This window comes from Streptomyces sp. NPDC048257, from assembly GCF_043201855.1.
Taxonomy (GTDB): Bacteria; Actinomycetota; Actinomycetes; order Streptomycetales; family Streptomycetaceae; genus Streptomyces.
Window position 1 is genome coordinate 1 of the sequence record NZ_JBICZI010000017.1, and the last position, 21,957, is coordinate 21,957.

General features: G+C 71.0%; 2 protein-coding genes. Both read right to left on the reverse strand.

What is annotated here, in order from left to right; all coding sequences use genetic code 11:
• Positions 1-1,649, reverse strand: a 1,649-nt coding sequence (locus ACGFZK_RS26670) for a type I polyketide synthase (protein ID WP_393851385.1), incomplete at its 3' end; no start/stop codon positions are given.
• A 129-nt stretch (positions 1,650-1,778) separates the two neighbouring features.
• Positions 1,779-21,947, reverse strand: coding sequence for a type I polyketide synthase (locus tag ACGFZK_RS26675; protein WP_393851386.1), 20,169 nt, complete (start codon positions 21,945-21,947; stop codon positions 1,779-1,781).
• Positions 21,948-21,957: the final 10 nt, after the last annotated feature.

Here is a 21,957-nt window from a genome sequence, read left to right on the forward strand (position 1 = left end):
ATCGCACCCGACGCCACCGCCGCCACACCAGCCACATGATCACCCAACACCACAGCCCGGTGATCCAACCCCGCCCGCGACGACGCCAACGACCACCCCACATCAACCGCCGACACACCACCAGCCGAAGCACCCGCAAGCCACCCCGACAACCGCTCCGCCTGCGCCCGCAACGCCCCCGCACTCTTACCCGACAACACCCACGGCACCACCCCGGGACCCGAACCCTCAAGCACCGCCGAATCCCCCACAACCCCCTCAACCACCGGAGCCTGCTCCACAATCACATGCGCATTCGTCCCACTGAACCCGAACGACGACACACCCGCACGACGCGGATGCGTCGTCTCGGGCCATGCCGTCTGCTCCGTGAGCAGCGAGACCGCGCCGGACTCCCAGTTCACGTGGGGCGACGGCTCGTCGATGTGAAGGCTCCGCGGCAGCACGCCGTGCTGCATCGCCAGCACCATCTTGATCACGCCGGCCACACCGGCGGCCGCCTGCGTGTGACCGATGTTGGACTTGACCGACCCGAGCAGCAGCGGCTGATCGGCCGGGCGGTCCTGGCCGTAGGTAGCGATGAGCGCCTGTGCTTCGATCGGGTCGCCGAGGCTGGTGCCGGTGCCGTGTGCCTCGACGACATCGACCTGGTCGGTGGAGAGCCGTGCGTTGGCGAGGGCCTGGCGGATGACGCGCTGCTGCGACGGACCGTTCGGAGCCGTCAGACCGTTGCTCGCACCGTCCTGGTTGATCGCCGACCCACGCACCACCGCAAGCACCGGATGCCCGTTCTTCCGGGCGTCGGAGAGCCGCTCCAGCAACAGGACGCCCACGCCCTCCGCCGGGCCGAATCCGTCGGCGCCTGCCGCGAAGGCCTTGCAGCGGCCGTCCGTGGACAGCCCGCGCTGCTTGCTGAACTCGACGAAGAGTCCGGGCGTGGACATCACGTGCACCCCACCGGCAACGGCCAGCGAGCACTCCCCGGCCCGCAGCGCCTGCACGGCCAGGTGCAGGGCGACCAGCGACGCGGAGCATGCCGTGTCGACCGTGACCGCCGGGCCCTCCAGACCGAAGGTGTACGACAGCCTGCCCGACATCACGCTGGAGGCGTTGCCCGTCCCCAGGTGCCCCGCGTAGTCCTCGGCCGCTTCCAGCAGCGGGGTCAGGTAGTCCGAGCCGTTGATCCCGACGAACACACCGGACTGGCTGCCACGCAGGGACTGAGGGTCGATCCCGGCCCGCTCGAACGCCTCCCACGAGGTCTCCAGCAGCAGCCGCTGCTGCGGGTCCATCGCCATGGCTTCGCGCGGCGAGATCCCGAAGAACGCGGCGTCGAACGAGGACGCCTCCCCGAGGAAACCGCCCTCGCGGGTGACCGACGTGCCGTGGTCGTCGGGGTCGTCCGAAAACAGGTTGTCGAGGTCCCAGCCGCGGTCCGTGGGAAATGCGGTGAGCGCGTCCCCGCCGGTGCGGAGCAATTCCCACAGCTCTTCGGGAGACCGTACGCCTCCCGGGAATCGGCAGCTCATCGCCGTGATGGCAATGGGCTCATGGGCTTGGCTCTCGATGTCCCGCAGGCGTCCGTATGCCTCGTCGAGATCTGTCGTGACTTTCTTGAGGTACTCGCGGAGCTTTGCTTCGTTCGCCACTGGCACTTCACCTATTCGCGTGGCCGAGATCGTGGAGGTAATCGCACGTACTCGGAATGTCTCGGGTCTCGTTTCAGGGATGGGCGTACCGCCGGGGACGGCCCCGGCGGTACGCCCCGTGGGCGAGGTTCAGCCCTGGCCGAACTTCTTGTCGATGAGAGCGAACAGCTCGTCGTCGCTCGCCTCTTCGATCTCGTTGGTTCCGGTCTCGCCCTCCGCCTGGCGGGCGTCGTTCCACTGGGCCAGCAGGGTCTGAAGGCGTACCGCGACCCGCGCGTGGGCCGCCTCGTCACCGGCAGCCGCGGACAGCTCTGCCGGAGCCAGCGAGGAGAAGGTGCTCTCCAGCCGGTCGAGTTCCTCCAGTACGGAGAGCTTGCGCTCCGCCGCATCCGGGGCCACCTCGCTCAGCAGGTGCTGGGCGAGAGCGGCCGGGTTCGGATAGTCGTAGATCAGCGTGGCCGGCAGCCTCAGACCGCCGGCCGCACCGAGCCGGTTGCGCAGCTCGACCGCGGTCAGCGAGTCGAAGCCGAGCTCCTTGAACGCCTGCTCGCCACCGATGTGCTCGGCCGACCTGTACCCGAGCACGGCAGCCACCTGGCCACGTACCAGGTCCAGTACGGTCCGCTCCCGCTCGGCGACGGACAGCTCGGCCAGTTGCCGGGCGAGCGTCCGCTCCCCGGCACCGTCCGTGGGCACGGCGTCCGCCGCGCGGCCCGCGCTCTGCGCCGACCTGCGCACCGGAGTCCGTACCAGTCCGCGGAACATCGGCAGGATCCCGCCGTCCGCTGCTCGGGCCCGCAGGGTCGGGACGTCGATCCGGACCGGTACGAGCACGGCCTCGTCCGCCGCGAGGGCCGCGTCGAAGAGGGCGAGCCCCTCCGTCGCCGACAGCGGTGCGACACCGCCGCGCCCCGCCCGGCCCCGTTCTGCCTCCGTCAGCCGGCCCGCCATGCCCCGCTCCTCGGCCCACATGCCCCAGACGAGGGACAGCGCGGTGAGACCGCGGGCCGTACGGTGCCGGGCGAGGGCGTCGAGGAAGACGTTCGCCGCCGCGTAGTTGGCCTGCCCTGCGCCGCCGAGCGTGCCGGCGGCGGCGGAGAAGAGGACGAACGCCGACAGATCGAGGTCCCTGGTCAGCTCGTGGAGGTGGAGCGCCGCCTCCGCCTTGGGCCGCAGCACCCGGTCCACCCGCTCGGGGGTGAGCAGGTCCACGACGCCGTCGTCCAGGACGGCCGCGGTGTGCACGACGGCCGTCAGCGGCTGCTCGGCCGGTACGGACTCCAGCAGCTCGGCCAGCGCGTCCCGGTCGGCCACGTCGCACGCCGCCCAGGTGACCTGCGCACCCAGAGCGCACAGTTCCTCGGTGAGTTGCGGGGCGCCGTCCGCGGCGCCACCCCTGCGGCTGGTGAGCAGCAGATGCCGTACACCGTGCTCCGCCACCAGATGGCGGGCGAAGAGCCCGGCGAGTCCGCCGCTCGCCCCGGTGATCAGGACCGTGCCCTGCGGATCGATGCGGCGGCGACTGCCGGTGTCACCCGTGACCGCCTCCGTGCCGACCCTGGCCAGGCGCGGCGCGTACAACACGCCACCCCGTAGCGCCAGTTCGGGTTCCTGGGAGGCGATGGCGCCCGGCAGGGCCCGGAAGGAGGCGTCCGCCCCGTCGAGGTCCACGAGGACGAACCGGTCCGGGTGCTCGGTCTGTGCGGCACGCAGCAGACCCCACACCGGAGCGTGGGCGAGGTCCTCCACCTCGGTGTCCCCGCCCGTGGCCACCGCTCCGCGGGTGACGACGACCAGGCGTGCGCCGGCGAACCGGCCGTTGTCCAGCCAGCTCTGCACGGTCGCGAGCGCCCGGTGCGTCGCCTCGCGCACCGCCTGGGCGAGCCGCGCGACCTCCTCCGCCGAGTCGACGGAGGCAACCGCGTCCGGGGCCGCGGTGAACGGCACCACCACCGTTTCGGGCATCGCCAGCCCGGCCGAGACGGCCGAGTCGAGCGCCGCGAGATCGCCGTACGCCTCGGCGGTCAGCCCCACACGCTCCAACGCGCCGAGGAACCCCTCGTCGCCGCTGGTGCCACTGCCGGGGGTACCGAGCACCGCGAAGTCCGCGGAGGTCGGCCGCCCCGGAGCCGTCGTCCGCACCCAGTCGAGGCGGAACAGCGACTCGTGGCTTCCGTCCGGGACCGCCGCGTGCCGCTCGGCGTCGACCGCCTCCGTGACCAGTGACTCGACCGTTGCGACCGGCGCACCCTGCGTGTCGGTCAGGACGACGGAGACGGTGTCCTGACCCCCCGCAGTGATCCGCAGGCGCAGAGCGTCCGCTCCGCCCGCGTGCAGCCGCACCCCGCGCCAGACGTGAGACATCCGCCCCGTACCACCGACGCCGGATCCGGCGGTCGTACCGGCCGCGCCGGCCGCGCCGGCCGCCAGGGCCTGCGAGGCGACGTCGAGCAGCGTCGGATGCAGGCCGAACCGGCCTGCCGAAGGACTCAGTTCGTCGGAGAGCCTCGCCTCGGCGAAGACCTCCTCGCCCCGCACCCACACCTGGGTCAGCGTCCGGAAGGCCGGCCCGTGGTAGAGCCCTGCGGCCGTCAGTCGTTCGCGTACCGCAGCCACGGCAACCTGCTCGGCTCCGCTGGGCGGCCACTCGCCGGTACCCGTGCTGGAGTCGGCGCCGCTTCCGCTGCCGCCGGTGGAGAGGAGACCCGTGGCGTTGCGGGACCACGCCCCGCCGGAGATCACGCCCCCATCGGCCGCCTCGACGCGGCTGTGCACCTGTACAGATCGGCGCCCCTGGTCGTCGGCCCCGCCCACGCTGAGCCGCAGCTGCACGGCCCCCTTCTCGGGCAGTACGAGCGGCGCCTCGAGCGTCAGCTCCTCCACTTCCTCGCATCCGGCCTCGTCCCCGGCGCGCACGGCCAGCTCGACGAACGCCGAGCCGGGCACCACAACGGTGTCCGCCACCACATGGTCGGCGAGCCAGGGGTGCGTACGGAGGGAGAGCCGCCCGGTGAACAGGAACCCGTCCGAGTCCGGCAGCTCGACGGCCGCACCCAGCAATGGATGGCCGGCCGATCCGATCCCGGCCGAGGCGACATCCTCGAACTCGGCGAAGGAATCCACCCAGTAGCGCTGGCGCTGGAAGGCGTAGGTGGGGAGGTCGACGCGCTGGACACCGATCCCGGTGCCGGAGCCGGAGTAGTACGCGTGCCAGTCGACGGCGATGCCATGGGTGTGCGCGTGGGCGAGGGCTGTGGTGATGGTCTCGGCCTCGGGACGGCCCTTGCGGAGGGTGGGTACGAACAGCGCTTCGTCGCTGGTCACGCAGTCCTGGGCCATGGCCGAGAGGATGCCGTCGGGGCCGAGTTCGATGTACGTGGTGACGCCCGCGGCCTCCAGCGTGCGGATGCCGTCCAGGAAACGGACGGCCTCACGGACGTGCCGGACCCAGAAGTCCGCCGAGCCCATCTCATCGGTGACCAGCGCCCCGGTGAGGTTCGAGACGACCGGGATCCGCGGAGTCCCGTACGAAAGCCCCTCCGCCACCTTGCGGAAGTCGGCGAGCATGCCGTCCATGTGCGGCGAATGGAACGCATGGCTGACCGTGAGCCGCTTCGTCTTGCGGCCGGTGAAGGACTCGGCGATCGCCACCGCCTCGGCCTCGTCGCCCGCGATCACGACCGACTGCGGACCGTTGATCGCAGCGATGCTCACGCGGTCGGTGAGCAGCGGCAGGACCTCGTCCTCCGACGCCTGAACGGCGATCATCGCACCGCCGGTGGGCAGCGCCTGCATGAGCCGGCCGCGGGCGGAGACCAGCGTGCACGCATCGTCGAGGGACAGCACCCCCGCCACATGCGCGGCCGCGATCTCACCGATCGAGTGCCCGGCCAGGAAGTCCGGCTTCAGGCCCCACGACTCAACCAGGCGGAACAACGCCACCTCAACGGCGAAGAGAGCCGGCTGCGTGTACGCGGTCTCGTTCAGGAGGCGTGCATCGGTACCGAACAGCACATCCCTCAGCGGCAGTTCCAGACGAGCACACACCGCGTCCAACGCATCCGCAAACACCGGATACGCCTCGTACAGCTCCCGCCCCATCCCCAGCCGCTGACTCCCCTGCCCCGTGAACAAGAACGCCACCTGCTGATCCGGACGCGCGAGGCCCTGTACCACCTGCGTGGCGGAGTCGCCCGACGCCAGCGCCGTCAGTGCGTGGCGGAACTCCGCCCGGTCTCCCGCCACCAGCACGGCACGGTGGTCGAACGCCGCCCGACCAGTGGCGAGCGAGTGTCCGACGTCCACCGGCCGCAGGTCGGAGTGGGCGTCGACGTGCGCGAGCAGCCGTTCCGCTTGCTCACGCAGGGCAGCTTCGGTCTTGCCCGCGAGGGTCCACGCCGCGACGGCGGAGCCGGTCTCCGGCATCGCGACGTCGGCCTCGTCCTCCTGCGTGAGCGGCGGTGCCTGCTCCAGGATGGTGTGCGCGTTCGTACCGCTCACACCGAACGACGAGATGCCTGCCCGGCGCGGACGCCCGGTCTCCGGCCACTCCCGCTGCTCGGTCAGCAGCGCGATGTCTCCGGCCGACCAGTCGACGTGCGGGGTCGGCTCGTCCACGTGCAGGGTCTGCGGCAGCACCCCGTGCTGCATCGCCAGCACCATCTTCATCAGACCGGCGACACCGGCCGCAGCCTGGGTGTGCCCGATGTTGGACTTGATGGAACCGAGCTGCAGGGGCCGATCGGCCGGGCGGTCCTGCCCGTACGTAGCGAGCAGAGCCTGCGCCTCGATCGGGTCTCCGAGCTTGGTGCCGGTCCCATGCGCCTCGACCGCGTCGATGTCGGCGGCTGTCAGGCCGGCGCTCGCGAGAGCGGCACGGATGACGCGCTGCTGCGAGGGGCCGTTCGGCGCGGTCAGGCCGTTGCTCGCGCCGTCCTGGTTGACGGCGGAGCCACGGACCAGGGCCAGGACCGGGTGACCGTTCCTGCGGGCGTCGGAGAGTCGCTCCACCAGGAGCATGCCGACGCCCTCACCCCAGCCCGTACCGTCCGCGGCCGCCGCGAACGCCTTGATACGGCCGTCCTCCGCGAGCCCACGCTGACGGCTGAACTCGACGAAGGCACCGGGCGTGGACATCACCGTCACACCGCCTGCGAGCGCCAGCGAGCAGTCGCCGTTGCGCAGTGCCTGCACCGCGAGATGGAGCGCTACCAGGGACGCCGAGCACGCGGTGTCGACGGTGACCGCGGGGCCTTCCAGGCCGAACACGTAGGAGAGCCGCCCGGAAACGACACTCGCCGAGTTTCCGGTGCTCATGAAGCCGTCACCGGCGTCTGCGGAGTTCAGCACGAGCGAGAGGTAGTCCTGGCCGTTGGTGCCGACGAAGACACCGGCCTGGCTGCCGCGCATCGAGGACGGGTCGATCCCGGCCCGCTCGAAGGCTTCCCAAGACGTCTCCAGGAGCAGCCGCTGCTGCGGGTCCATGGCCAGCGCCTCGCGCGGCGAGATCCCGAAGAAGGCAGGATCGAAGTCGGCAACGTCGTAGAGGAACCCGCCCTCACGCGCGTAGGGGGCGTCCTGCTCGGACTGAGGCCCGAACAGCGACTCCGCGTCCCAGCCACGGTCTTCCGGGAACTCGCCGATGGCGTCGCTGCCCGTCGCCAGCAGTTGCCACAGGTCTTCCGGGGTCCGTACGCCGCCGGGGAAGCGGCAGCTCATGGCAACGATCGCGATCGGATCGTCGTCGACGACGTTGGACACCGGGCCATCGACCACTGCCGCGACTCGTGTACCGAGCAGTTCGCCCCGCAGGTACTCCGCCAGGGCCGTGGACGTGGGGTAGTCGTAGATCAGCGTGGCCGGGAGCCGAAGCTCGGTGGCCGCGCCGAGCCGGTTGCGCAGTTCGACGGCCGTGAGCGAGTCGAAGCCGAGCTCCTTGAACGCGCGTGCCGCACCGACGCTCTCCACGCCGGCGTGACCGAGTACCGCGGCGACTTCCTTGCGTACGAGATCGAGCAGCAGCCGGTCGCGCTCGGCGGCCGACAGCTCCGCGAGCCGCTCCGCAAGCGAGTGGCGACCGTGGACAGCGCCGCCGTCCTGGCCCTCGCCGCCCTCTTGCGTAGCAAGCGCCCGCTGAGCCTCGGGCAGTTCGGCGAGGAGTGCACTTGCCCGTGCGGCGGTGAAACCGGGCGCGAACCGCTCCCATTCCACGTCCATGACGGTGACGACCGTGTCGTTCGCGTTCAGCGCCCGCTGAAGGGCGTTGACGGCCGCCTCACCGTCCATGGGCGGTACTCCGCCGCGGCGCATGCGGGCTTCGAGTGCCTCATCGGCGGCCATGCCGCCCTCGGCCCACGGACCCCACGCGAGGGACGTCGCCGCGAGACCGTCGGCGCGCCGCTGCTCGGCCAGAGCGTCCAGGAAGGCATTGGCAGCCGCGTAGTTGGCCTGACCAGCCGAACCCACCGTGCCGCTCATGGACGAGAACAGAACGAAGGCGGACAGCTCGATACCCAGCTCGGCCGTGAGCTCGTGGAGGTTGAGTGCGGAGACGGCCTTGGCCCGCAGCACGCTGTCGATCCGGTCCGGAGTCAACGCATCCAGCACACCATCGTCCAGCACACCGGCCGTGTGCACCACAGCCGTCAAAGACCCCGCCTCAGCAGACAGCAGAGCACGCAGAGCGTCACGGTCAGCCGCATCACACGCCACGACCGAAGCCTCGACACCAAGGCTGGCGAGCTCCTGGACGAGCTCCGCCGCACCCGGAGCATCCAGGCCACGACGACTGGTCAGAACCAGACGCTCAACGCCCGCCCCCGCCAGCCAACGCGCCACCCGGCCACCCAGAGCACCAGTGCCCCCCGTTACGAGGACCGTGCCGCTCGGCGCCCACGTCGAAGCACCTTCGCCGCGTGGTGCACGCACCAGACGACGACCGAACACACCAGAAGAACGAACCGCGACCTGATCCTCACCAGAACCCGCAAGCACACCGACAAGACGGGACACAGCCCGCTCGTCCAGCACCTCCGGCAGATCGACGAGCCCGCCCCAACGCTCGGGAACCTCCAGAGCAGCAACCCTGCCAAGGCCCCACACCTGCGCCTGAACCGGCGACACCAACCGATCCGAACGACCCACCGACACCGCACCACGCGTCAGACACCACAACGGCGCCCCCGCCCCGGCATCGCCCAGCGCCTGCACCAAACCAACCGTCGCCGACAACCCCTCCGACTCATCCAACCCCAGAAGGGAAACCACACCCGCGACAGACCCCTCGCCGGCCAGCAACCCAGCCAGCGCAACCCGATCCGCACCCGCCTCCACCACAACCCGACGGACCTCAACACCACGCCCGACAAGCGCACCCACCACAGGCGAGTCATCCACACCCCCAGCCGGCGAAACCACCACCCAAACACCGGACAACCCCGCCACCGAGACATCAGCCAGCGGCTTCCACGACACCCGATAACGCCAACCGTCCACCTCCGACTCCGTACGACGTCGGCGGCGCCAAGCGGACAGCGCAGGAACGACCTCGCCGAGGGGCATCTCGTCCACGTCCAGCTCTGCGACCAGCGATGCGAGATCCTCCCGCTCCACCGCATCCCAGAACCGGGCGTCCACCGCATCGACGCTCCCGTCGACCGAAGCACCTGCCGTCGGCGACGCCTCCGGCCAGTACCGCTGTCGCTGGAAGGGGTAGGTCGGCAGATCGACCCGCTGGGCACCGGTCCCATAGACCGATTGCCAGTCGACCGCGACGCCCCTGACGTGTGCCTGGGCAAGGGTGGCCATCACCGTCTCGGCCTCGGGCCGCCCCTTCCGCAGGACGGGAACGAACGCCGCTCCGCCTTCGGTGACACACTCCTGAGCGAGCGCGGACAGGATTCCGTCGGGGCCGAGTTCGATGTACGTGGTGACGCCCGCGGCCTCCAGGGCGCGGATGCCGTCCAGGAAACGGACGGCCTCGCGGACGTGCCGGACCCAGAAGTCGGCCGAGCCCATCTCGTCCGAGACCACGGTCCCGGTGAGGTTCGAGACGACCGGAATGCGCGGAGTCTCGTACGAGAGCCCCTCGGCGATCTCACGGAAGGCGTCGAGCATGCCGTCCATGTGCGGCGAATGGAACGCATGGCTGACCGTGAGCCGCTTGGACTTGCGGCCGGCGAAAGACTCGGCGACCGTCACCGCGTCCGCCTCGTCACCCGCGATCACAACCGACCGCGGACCATTGATCGCGGCAATACTCACCCGGTCGGTCAGCAGCGGCAGGACCTCGTCCTCCGACGCCTGGACGGCGATCATCACGCCACCGCCCGGCAGCGCACCCATCAACCTCCCGCGAGCCTCAACCAGAGCACAGGCATCGTCCAGGGACAGCACCCCCGCCACATGCGCGGCCGCGATCTCACCGATCGAATGACCCGCCAGGAAGTCCGGCTTCACACCCCACGACTCGACGAGCCGGAACAACGCCACCTCAACCGCGAAGAGAGCCGGCTGCGTGTACGCAGTCTGGTCCAGCAAGTGGTGCTCGGTTCCGAACAGAGCCTCCTTCAAGGGCAATTCCAGACGAGCACACACCGCATCCAACGCATCCGCAAACACCGGATACGCCTCGTACAGCTCACGCCCCATCCCCAGCCGCTGACTCCCCTGCCCCGTGAACAGGAACGCCAGCTTCCCGCCCACCGGCGATCCTTCCACCAGCCCTGCGGCCGAACCGCCGTCCGCCAGCGCCTCAAGTCCTGCAAGCAGTCCCTCGCGGCCCCCTGCCACCACCGCCGCTCGGCGCTCGAACGCCGAGCGGCCGGTCGTCAGCGTGGAGCCGACGTCGGACAGACGCATGTCGGGAGCGGCGATCAGCCGAGCGTGCAGGCTTGCGGCCTGGGCCCGGAGTGCGAGGTCATTCTTCGCCGAGAGCACCAGGGGAACGAAGTCCGGTTCCACTGAGCCGGATTCGGCCTGGTCGGTCTCCGTCCGCGCCGGGGCCTGCTCGATGATGGTGTGAGCGTTGGTGCCACTGAAGCCGAACGACGAGACACCTGCCCGGCGGGGACGCCCGGTCTCCGGCCACTGCCTCTGCTCGGTCAGCAGCGCGATGTCACCCGCTTCCCAATCGACCTGCGGCGACGGTGCGTCGATGTGGAGGCTCTGCGGAAGCACGCCGTGCTCCATGGCCAGCACCATCTTGATCACTCCGGCGACACCGGCCGCAGCTTGGGTGTGCCCGATGTTGGACTTGATGGAGCCGAGCTGCAGGGGCCGATCGGCGGGGCGGTCCTGCCCGTACGTAGCGAGCAGAGCCTGCGCCTCGATCGGGTCGCCCAGCGTCGTACCGGTGCCATGCGCCTCGACCGCGTCCACGTCGGCGGCGGAGAGACCGGCGCTCGCGAGAGCGGCACGGATGACGCGCTGCTGCGAGGGGCCGTTGGGGGCGGTGAGGCCGTTGCTGGCGCCGTCCTGGTTGATCGCCGAGCCCCGCACGACCGCCAGGACCGGGTGACCGTTCCGCTCGGCGTCGGACAGCCGCTCCACCAGGAGCATGCCGACGCCTTCGCCCCAGCCGGTACCGTCCGCAGCTGCCGCGAACGCCTTGATACGGCCGTCCTCCGCGAGCCCACGCTGACGGCTGAACTCGATGAACGTACCCGGCGTCGACATCACCGTCACACCACCGGCGAGCGCCAGCGAGCACTCGCCGTTGCGCAGGGACTGGATCGCCCAGTGCAGAGCGACCAGCGACGACGAGCACGCCGTGTCGACCGTGACCGCCGGACCCTCCAGGCCGAACACGTACGAGAGCCGGCCGGAGACGACGCTCGCCGCGTTGCCGGTGCCCAAGTGGCCTTCAAGGCCATCGGGCTCTTCCAGCAGTACGGAGAGGTAGTCCTGACCGTTGGTGCCGACGAAGACACCGGCCTGGCTGCCCCGAAGCGTCTCGGGGTCGATCCCCGCCCGCTCGAAGGCTTCCCAGGACGTCTCCAGGAGCAGTCGCTGCTGCGGGTCCATGGCGAGGGCCTCGCGCGGCGAGATCCCGAAGAAGTCCGCGTCGAAGTCGGCAGCGTCGTAGAGGAACCCGCCCGCGCGGGCGTACGAAGTGCCCTGTGCGCCGGGATCAGCGTCGTACAGCGCATCGATGTCCCAGCCACGGTCCAGGGGAAGATCCGAGATGGCGTCGCTGCCGGTGGACAGCAGTTGCCACAGGTCTTCCGGGGTCCGTACGCCACCGGGGAAGCGGCAGCTCATGGCAACGATCGCAATCGGATCGTCGTCAACGGCCTTGGCCACCGGACCGGACACCACGGCTTGCTTGCCGAGCAGTTCGGCACGGAGGTGGGCGGCGAGCGCCATCGGTGTCGGGTAGTCGTAGACGAGCGTGGCCGGGAGCGGCAGCTCGGCAGCCGCTCCGAGGCGGTTGCGCAGCTCGACAGCGGTCAGCGAGTCGAAGCCGATCTCCCTGAACGCGCGTCCCGCCTCGATGTCCTCGGCGCCGGAGTGGCCCAGCACCTCGGCGACCTGGGCGCGGACGAGCCCCAGGAGGAACGGGTCACGGTCGGCCTCGGCCATGCCCTGAAGCCTCAGGGCGAGCGACGAGTCGGCGTGCTCCGGGCGGTTGTCCGCGTTCTCCGGGCCGCGCATGACAGCTGCCGCCTCAGGCAGTTCGGCGAGCAGGTTGCCGGCTCGCACGGCGGTGAAGCCGGGCGCGAACCGTGCCCAGTCGAAATCCACGATGGTCAGAGCGGCATCGGCGGAACCAATGGCCTGCCGAAGAGCCGTGACGGCAAGCTCCGCGTCCATGGGCGGTACTCCGCCGCGGCGCATGTGGGCTTCGAGTGCCTCATCGGCGGCCATGCCGCCCTCGGCCCACGGACCCCACGCGAGGGACGTCGCCGCGAGACCATCCGCACGCCGCTGCTCGGCCAGAGCATCCAGGAAGGCATTGGCAGCCGCGTAGTTGGCCTGACCGGCCGAACCCACCGTGCCGCTCATGGACGAGAACAGAACGAAGGCGGAGAGCTCGATACCGAGCTCGGCCGTGAGCTCGTGGAGGTTGAGTGCGGAGACGGCCTTGGCCCGCAGCACGCTGTCGATCCGGTCCGGGGTCAACGCATCCAGCACACCATCGTCCAGCACACCGGCCGTGTGCACCACAGCCGTCAAAGACCCCGCCTCAGCAGACAGCAGAGCACGCAGAGCGTCACGGTCGGCCGCATCACACGCCACAACCGAAGCCTCAACGCCCAGGCTGGCGAGCTCCTGGACGAGCTCCGCCGCACCCGGAGCATCCAGGCCACGACGACTGGTCAGAACCAGACGCTCAACGCCCGCCCCCGCCAGCCACCGCGCCACCCGGCCACCCAGAACACCCGTACCCCCCGTCACCACAACCGTGCCAGTCGGGGCCCACGCCGCAGCACCTTCGCCGCGTGGTGCACGCACCAGACGACGACCGAACACACCAGAAGAACGAACCGCGACCTGATCCTCACCAGAACCCGCAAGCACACCCACCAGACGAGACACAGCCCGCTCGTCCAGCACCTCCGGCAGATCGACGAGTCCACCCCAACGCTCCGGAACCTCCAGAGCAGCAACCCTGCCAAGACCCCACACCTGCGCCTGAACCGGCGACACCAACCGATCCGAACGACCCACCGACACCGCACCACGCGTCAGACACCACAACGGCGCCCCCACCCCGGCATCACCCAACGCCTGCACCAAACCAACCGTCGCCGACAACCCCTGCGACTCATCCAACCCGAGAAGCGAAACCACACCGGCAGGCGAACCCACCCCGGCCAGCAACCCAGCCAGCACCGCCCGATCCGCACCCGCCTCCACCACAACCCGACGGACCTCAACACCACGCCCGACAAGCGCACCCACCACAGCCGAGTCATCCACACCCCCAGCCGGCGAAACCACCACCCAAACACCGGACAACCCCGCCACCGAGACATCAGCCAGCGGCTTCCACGACACCCGATAACGCCAACCATCCACCTGGTCCTGCTGTCGGCCCTGCCGACGCCAGGCCGAAAGCGCGGGGACCAGTTCGCTGAAGGCGGCGTCGTCGTCCAGGTCCAGCTCTGCCACCAGCGATGCGAGATCCTCCCGCTCCACCGCATCCCAGAACCGGGCGTCCACCGCATCGGCAGCCTCGGCAACGATCGGACCGCCGGTCGACAGGACGGTCTCGGGCCAGTAGCGCTGCCGTTGGAAGGCGTACGTCGGCAGATCAATCCGCTCAGCGCCCGTACCGGCGAAGAACGCCGCCCAGTCGACGTCCACACCCCGCACATGCGCCCGAGCCACCGCGGCGACCGCGGTCTCGGCCTCGGGACGGCCGGAGCGCAGGACCGGCACGAAAGCAGCAGCGTCCTCCCTGACGCACTCCTGGGCCAGTGCGGACAGCACACCGTCCGGGCCGAGCTCGACGTACGTCGTAACCCCAGCAGCCTCCAGAGTCCGGATGCCGTCCAGGAAACGGACGGCCTCGCGGACGTGCCGGACCCAGAACTCGGCCGAGCCCATCTCATCCGAGACCACGGTCCCGGTGAGGTTCGAGACCACGGGGATCCGCGGAGCCCCGTACGAGAGGCCCTCGGCGATCTCACGGAACGCGTCGAGCATGCCGTCCATGTGCGGCGAATGGAACGCATGACTGACGGACAGTCGCTTGGACTTACGGTCGGTGAAGGACTCGGCGATGGCCACCGCGTCGGCCTCGTCACCCGCGATCACGACCGACTGCGGACCGTTGATCGCAGCCAAGCTCACCCGGTCGGTGAGCAGCGGCAGGACCTCGTCCTCCGACGCCTGAACGGCGATCATCACACCGCCCGTCGGCAGCGCCTGCATCAGACGCCCACGAGCCTCGACCAGAGCACAGGCGTCCTCCAGCGAGAACACCCCCGCCACATGCGCAGCCGCGATCTCACCGATCGAATGACCCGCCAGGAAGTCCGGCTTCACACCCCACGACTCGACCAGTCGGAACAACGCCACCTCAACCGCGAAGAGAGCCGGCTGCGTGTACGCGGTCTCGTTCAGCAGACCCGCATCAGTACCGAACAGCACATCCTTCAACGGCAGTTCCAGCCGAGCGCACACCGCATCCAACGCATCCGCAAACACCGGATACGCCTCGTACAGCTCACGCCCCATCCCCAGCCGCTGACTCCCCTGCCCCGTGAACAGGAAGGCGAGACCTCCACCGGAAACCGTGCCCTGCACCAGACCAGGCACCTGCTCGCCCGCCGCCAGGGCCGCGAGCCGCGAGGTCAGCGCCTGGCCGTCCGACGGGGCGCCGATCAGTACCGCCCGGTGCTCCAGTGCCGCCCGGCTCGTGGCCAGGGAGTAACCGAGGTCGAGTGCTCCCAGGGCTCCGGAGCCCGTCACGATGGCGGTCGCGGCCGGTCGCAGGCGTTCCGCCTGGGCCCGCAGCGCCGTCGTCGTGCGGCCGGAGACGAGCAACGGCAGCATCGGGAGGGTCCGCGTCGCGGGTGTGCGCGCCGGCGGGTTGTCGCCGTGCGGGGTCCGCTCGGTCGTGTTCTGGGGTGCCTGTTCGATGACGGCGTGCGCGTTGGTGCCGCTGTAGCCGAACGAGGAGATGCCCGCTCGGCGCGGGCGGCCGGTCTCCGGCCACTCCCGCTGCTCGGTCAGCAGGGCGATGTCGCCCGCCGACCAGTCCACGTACGGCGTCGGCTCGTCGACGTGCAGGGTCTGCGGCAGTACACCGTGTCGCATCGCCATGACCATCTTGATGATGCCGGCCGCTCCGGCCACGGCCTGGGTGTGGCCGATGTTGGACTTCACGGAGCCGAGCCACAGCGGCTGGTCGTCCGGGCGGCCCTGGCCGTACGTCGCGAGGAGTGCCTGCGCCTCGATGGGGTCGCCGAGGGTGGTGCCGGTGCCGTGTGCCTCGACCGCGTCCACCTCGGCGGCCGACAGGCCCGCGTCGGCCAGCGCCTCGCGGATGACGCGCTGCTGGGACGGGCCGTTCGGCGCGGTCAGGCCGTTGCTCGCGCCGTCCTGGTTGACGGCGGTGCCCCGAACCACCGCAAGGACCGGGTGACCGTTGCGCTGTGCGTCCGAGAGTCGCTCGACGAGCAGCAGACCGACGCCCTCGGACCAGCTCGTACCGTCGGCGGCGGCGGCGAACGCCTTGATGCGGCCGTCGGCGGCGAGCCCGCGCTGGCGGCTGAACTCGGTGAACGCGCCAGGAGTGGACATGATGGTGACCGCGCCGGCGAGCGCCATGGAGCACTCGCCGCGCCGCAGGGCCTGGGCGGCCAGGTGCAGGGTGACGAGGGAGGACGAGCAGGCCGTGTCGACCGTGACGGCCGGGCCCTCCAGGCCGAAGGTGTAGGAGAGGCGGCCGGAGACGACGCTGGCCGCGTTGCCCGTGCCGAGGTGTCCTTCGAGGCCGTCCGAGTCGTTCAGCCAGAGCTGGAGGTAGTCCTGGGCGTTGGAGCCGACGAACACGCCGGTTCGGCTGCCGCGCACACTGGTCGGGTCGATGCCGGCGCGTTCGAACGTCTCCCAGGTCGTCTCCAGGAGCAGCCTCTGCTGCGGGTCCATGGCGAGGGCCTCGCGCGGCGAGATCCCGAAGAAGGAGGCGTCGAACTCGGCGGCCTCGTGCAGGAATCCGCCCTCGCGGGCGTAGCTCGTACCCTCGCGATCGGGGTCGTCGCTGTAGAGGGTGTCGAGGTCCCAGCCACGGTCCGCCGGGAAGCCGGTGATGCCGTCGCCGCCGCTGGCGAGCAGCTGCCACAGGTCCTCGGGGGATTCGATCCCGCCGGGGAATCGGCAGCTCATGGCAACGATCGCGATCGGATCGTCGTCGTCCGCGCCCGCTGCGGCCGCGGACGGCACGAGGGCCGTGGCGGTGACAGCGTCCGTCAGGTCGCCGATGATCTCCTCGCGGAGATACCCGGCAAGGGCGGTCGCCGTCGGGTAGTCGAAGACGAGGGTGGCGGGGAGGCGGCGGCCCGTGGCGTCGCCGAGCAGGTTGCGCAGTTCGACGGCGGTGAGGGAGTCGAATCCGAGCTCCTTGAAGGAGCGGCCGGGCTCGACGGCGGAGGGTCCGGGGTAGCCGAGAGCCGCGGCGACCTGCTTGCGAACGAGGTCGAGCAGCGTACGGTCCTGTTCGGCGGCCGAGAGCCCGGCGAGGCGCTGCCGCAGTCCGGACTCGCCATCCGTTCCGGCCGCGCCACTGACGGTACGGCGCGCGGGGACCCGTACGAGACCGCGCAGCAGCGGCGACATCGTGCCGGCCTGGGCCTGCGTGCGCAGGGCGGACAGGTCGGCGCGCATCAGGACCGGTGCGGCCTCGTCGATGCGGTGGGCGAGGTCGAACAGCTCCAGGCCCTCGGCCGTGGTCAGCGGGGGCAGGCCGTTGCGCCGCATGCGGCTGATGTCGGCCTCGTCGAGGCTGCCGGCCATGCCCGCGCTGTCGGCCCACAGGGCCCAGGCCAGGGAGGTGGCGGCGAGTCCCCGGGACCGGCGGTGCTGGGCGAGGGCGTCGAGGAACACGTTCGCCGCCGCGTAGTTGCCCTGTCCCGGGCCACCGAAGACGCCGCCGATGGAGGAGAAGAGCACGAACGCCGTGAGGTCGAGGTGCCGGGTCAGCTCGTGGAGGTTGCAGGCGGCATCGACCTTGGGGCGCAGCACGGCCGAGAGCCGCTCGGGGGTCAGTGAGGCGATCACACCGTCGTCCAGCACACCGGCGGTGTGGACGACCGCGCCGAGCGGGTGCTCGGCGGGTATGGCGTGCAGTACGGCTGCGAGGGCGTCCCGGTCGGCGACGTCGCACGCAGCCCAGGTCACCGAGGCGCCCGCCTCGGCCAGTTCGGCGCTCAGCTGTTCCGCTTCGGGGGTGGTGCCACCGCGGCGGCCCACCAGCAGGAGATGCCGTACGCCGTGCTCGGCGACGAGGCGGCGGGCGATCAGACCGCCGAGCATGCCGCCCGCGCCGGTGATCAGCACCGTCGATCCGGGCGCGTACTCCGTCGCTGCGGCGTGCTCCTGCGTTGCGGCCACACGGGCGAGCCGAAGTGCGTGTACGGAGCCTGCCCGCAGGGCGAGTTGCGGCTCGCCGGCGGCGAGCGCGGCGGGCAGGGCGTGTACGGAGTCCTCGACTCCGTCGGTGTCGATCAGCAGCAGGCGGTCGGGGTTCTCGGACTGCGCGGAGCGCAGCAGCCCCCAGACGGCCGCGTGTACGGGGTCGGTGACCGTGTCGCCGTCGCCCGCCGCGACCGCGCCCCGGGTGAGCACGGCCAGGCGGGTGGCGGCGAACCGCTCCCCGGCGAAGGGCTCCTCACCGAACCACGTCTGGACGAGTGCAAGGGCGTCGTGGGTGGCCGAGTGCACGGCCTGCGAGGACAGGTCCGGCACAGCCGGTCCGTCGGCACCGGACTGCGCGTACGCGGCGAACACGGCGTCCGGTGCGGCCGCTCCGGCCTCGACGGCCGCGGCCAGCTCGGCCAGGTCGGTGTAGAGCGCGACCTCACCGGGCAGGTGGCTGCGCAGCGCGTGCACCAGTGCGTCGCGCGGGGAATCGCCCGCGTCCGCCGCTCCCAGTACGGCCCAGCGGCCGGGTGTCGCCGCGGATCCGGCGGCGGCCGGCAGGGCCGTCCACTCCGCCCGGAACACCGACTCGTGGTACGCGGTGCGCGCGGCTCGTACCTGCTCCTCCGATACGGTCCGCAGGACGAGCGAGTCGACGGTCGCGACGGGTGCGCCGGCGGCGTCCGCGATCTCCAGGCGTACGCCGTTGGCGCCCGCCGGAGTGAGGTGCACGCGCAGCGCGTCCGCTCCGGCCGCGTGCAGGGTCACACCGCTCCACGCGAACGGGAGCCGCCCCTCGCCCTCGGTGCCTCCCAGCACACCGAGGCCCAGCGCGTGCAGCGCCGCGTCCAGCAGGGCTGGGTGCAGGCCGAAGTCCCGTGCCGTGGAGGCGGTTTCCTCGGGGAGCGCGACCTCGACGTAGACGCTCTCTCCGTGGCGCCACGCGCCCGTGAGGCCGCGGAACGCGGGTCCGTATCCCATACCGACCTCGGCCAGGTCCGCGTACAGGCTCTCCGTCGGGATCGCCTCGGCACCCGCCGGGGGCCACTGGACCGGCGCGAAGGCCGGCTGCGCCGCGCCGTGAGCGAGTACGCCGCCGGCGTGCCGCGTCCACGGCTCGTCGGCCGCGCTGTCCTGCGTACGCGAGGACAGGGTGAACGTCCGCCGTCCCGTGCCGTCCGCGTCGGGCGCGCCGACGTGCATCTGTACCTGGACGCCACCGCGCTCGGGCAGCACCAGCGGCGCTTCCAGCGTCAGCTCCTCGACGACATCGCATCCGACCTGGTCACCGGCGCGCACCGCGAGCTCGACGAAGGCCGTGCCCGGAAGCAGAACGGTGTCCATGACCGCGTGATCGGCCAGCCAGGGGTGCGAGGCGAGACCGAGCCGCCCGGTGAAGAGGAAGCCTTCGGAGTCGGCGAGCGCCACCGCCGCACCCAGCAGCGGATGCCCGGCATCCTCCAGCCCGGCTGCGCCCACGTCTCCGGTACGGCTGCCCGGCTCGATCCAGTAGCGCTGGCGCTGGAAGGGGTAGGTGGGGAGGTCGACGCGCTGGGCGCCGGTCCCGGCGAAGTACGTCTGCCAGTCGACGGGAATGCCATGGGCGTGAGCCGTGGCGAGGGCGGTGGTGACCGTCTCGGCTTCGGGACGTGCCTTGCGGAGTACGGGGATGAAGACGGAGTCCTCGCCGGTCACGCAGTCCTGGGCCATGGCGGAGAGCACACCGTCGGGGCCCAGCTCGACGTACTTGGTGACGCCCGCAGCTTCCAGGGCGCGGATGCCGTCCAGGAAACGGACGGCCTCGCGGACGTGCCGGACCCAGAACTCGGCCGAGCCCATCTCGTCGGAGATCAGGGTGCCGGTGAGGTTCGAGACCACGGGGATGCTCGGAGTCTCGTAGGTGAGGCTCTCGGCGATCTCACGGAAGGCGTCGAGCATGCCGTCCATGTGCGGCGAATGGAAGGCGTGGCTGACCGTGAGCCGCTTCGTCTTGCGGCCGGTGAAGGACTCGGCGATCGCCACCGCGTCGGCCTCGTCACCCGCGATCACGACCGACTGCGGACCGTTGATCGCGGCGATGCTCACACGGTCGGTGAGCAGCGGCAGGACCTCGTCCTCCGACGCCTGGACGGCGACCATGGCTCCGCCGGTGGGCAGCGCCTGCATGAGCCGGCCGCGGGCGGAGACCAGCGTGCACGCATCGTCGAGGGACAGCACCCCGGCCACATGCGCGGCCGCGATCTCACCGATCGAGTGCCCGGCCAGGAAGTCGGGCTTTAGGCCCCACGACTCCACCAGCCGGAACAACGCCACCTCGACCGCGAACAACGCAGGCTGCGTATACGCGGTCTCGTCCAGCGCAGCACCATCCGCCCCGAACAGCACATCCTTCAGCGGCACTTCGAGGTCCATGCGGGCACACACCGCATCCAGCGCGTCCGCGAAGACGGGATACGCCTCGTACAGCTCACGGCCCATCCCCAGCCGCTGACTCCCCTGCCCCGTGAACAGGAACGCCAGCTTTCCGGCGAGCTGCGTACCCTTGACGAGACCCGACGTCGAGCCGCCCTCCGCAAGTGCCGCAAGGCCGGCCAGCAGCCCCTCACGGTCGGCGGCGACCACGGCCGCGCGGTCCTCGAAGGACGCCCGTCCCACCGCCAGCGACCTGGCGATGTCGACCGGACGCAGGCCGGGGTGCTTTTCGGCGTAGGCGAGCAGGTGCCCGGCCTGGTCGCGCAGAGCGTCCCGGCCCTTCGCCGAGAGGAGCCAGGGCAGCGCCTTCGGCGGCGCGGCGGGCTCCGGTTCCGATGTCTCGTCCGCGGCAGGGGCCTGCTCGATGATCGTGTGCACATTCGTGCCGCTGACGCCGAAGGCGGAGACGCCGACCCGGCGCGGGCGCCCGGTCTCCGGCCACTCCACCGGCTCGGTCAGCAGCGCCACTCCGCCCGTCGACCAGTCGACGTGCGAGGTCGGCTCGTCGACGTGCAGGGTCTTCGGCAGCAGCCCGTGCTGCATCGCCATGACCATCTTGATGATGCCGGCGACGCCGGCGGCGTTCTGGGTGTGGCCGAGGTTCGACTTCAAGGAGCCGAGCCACAGCGGCCGGTCGTCCGTGCGCCCTTGGCCGTAGGTGGCGAGGAGTGCCTGCGCCTCGATGGGGTCGCCGAGGGTCGTGCCGGTGCCGTGAGCCTCGACCGCGTCGATGTCCGCGGGGGTCAGCCGGGCGCTCTCCAGGGCCTGGCGGATGACCTTCTGCTGGGCGGGCCCGTTGGGGGCGGTCAGGCCGTTGCTGGCGCCGTCCTGGTTGACGGCTGAGCCCCGGACCACGGCGAGGATGCGGTGGCCGTTGCGGCGGGCGTCGGAGAGGCGCTCCACCAGGAGGACGCCGACGCCCTCCGACCAGCCGGTGCCGTCGGCCGCCTCGGCGAAGGACTTGCAGCGGCCGTCGGGCGACAGGCCGCGCTGGCGGCTGAACTCGACGAAGACGTCCGGGCCCGCGAGGACGGTGACGCCCGCGGCCAGCGCGAGCGAGCACTCGCCCTGGCGCAGCGCCTGGACGGCCATGTGCAGGGCGACGGAGGAGGACGAGCACGCCGTGTCGATGGTGGCGGCGGGGCCCTCCAGGCCGAAGACGTAGGCGAGTCGGCCGGAGATGACACTGGACGCGGTGCCGGTGAGGAGGTGACCCTCCACGCCGTCGGGGAGGTCGTGTGAGCCGGCTCCGTAGGCGTTGGCGGACGCGCCGACGAAGACGCCGGCCCGGCTGCCGCGCAGCGACGCGGGGTCGATTCCGGCTCGTTCGAAGACCTCCCAGGTGGTCTCCAGGAGCAGGCGCTGCTGCGGGTCCATGGCGAGGGCCTCGCGCGGGGAGATCCCGAAGAACGCGGGGTCGAAGTCGGCGGCGTCGTGCAGGAACCCGCCGTCGCGGGCGTAGGTGGTGCCCTCGTGGTCCGGATCGGGGTCGTACAGCGACTCGATGTCCCAGCCGCGGTTGACGGGGAAGCCCGAAATGGCGTCGCCACCGCTCTCGACGAGTCTCCACAGCTCCTCGGGCGAGCTGACTCCGCCCGGGAAGCGGCAGCTCATGCCGACGATCGCGATCGGCTCGCGCGAGGCGTCGGTGAGCTCCTGGTTCCGGCGACGCAGCCGCTCGGTTTCCTTGAGGGAGGCCCGCAGCGCTTCAACGACTTTTTCGTTGGGGGTTGTCATCACTTACTCC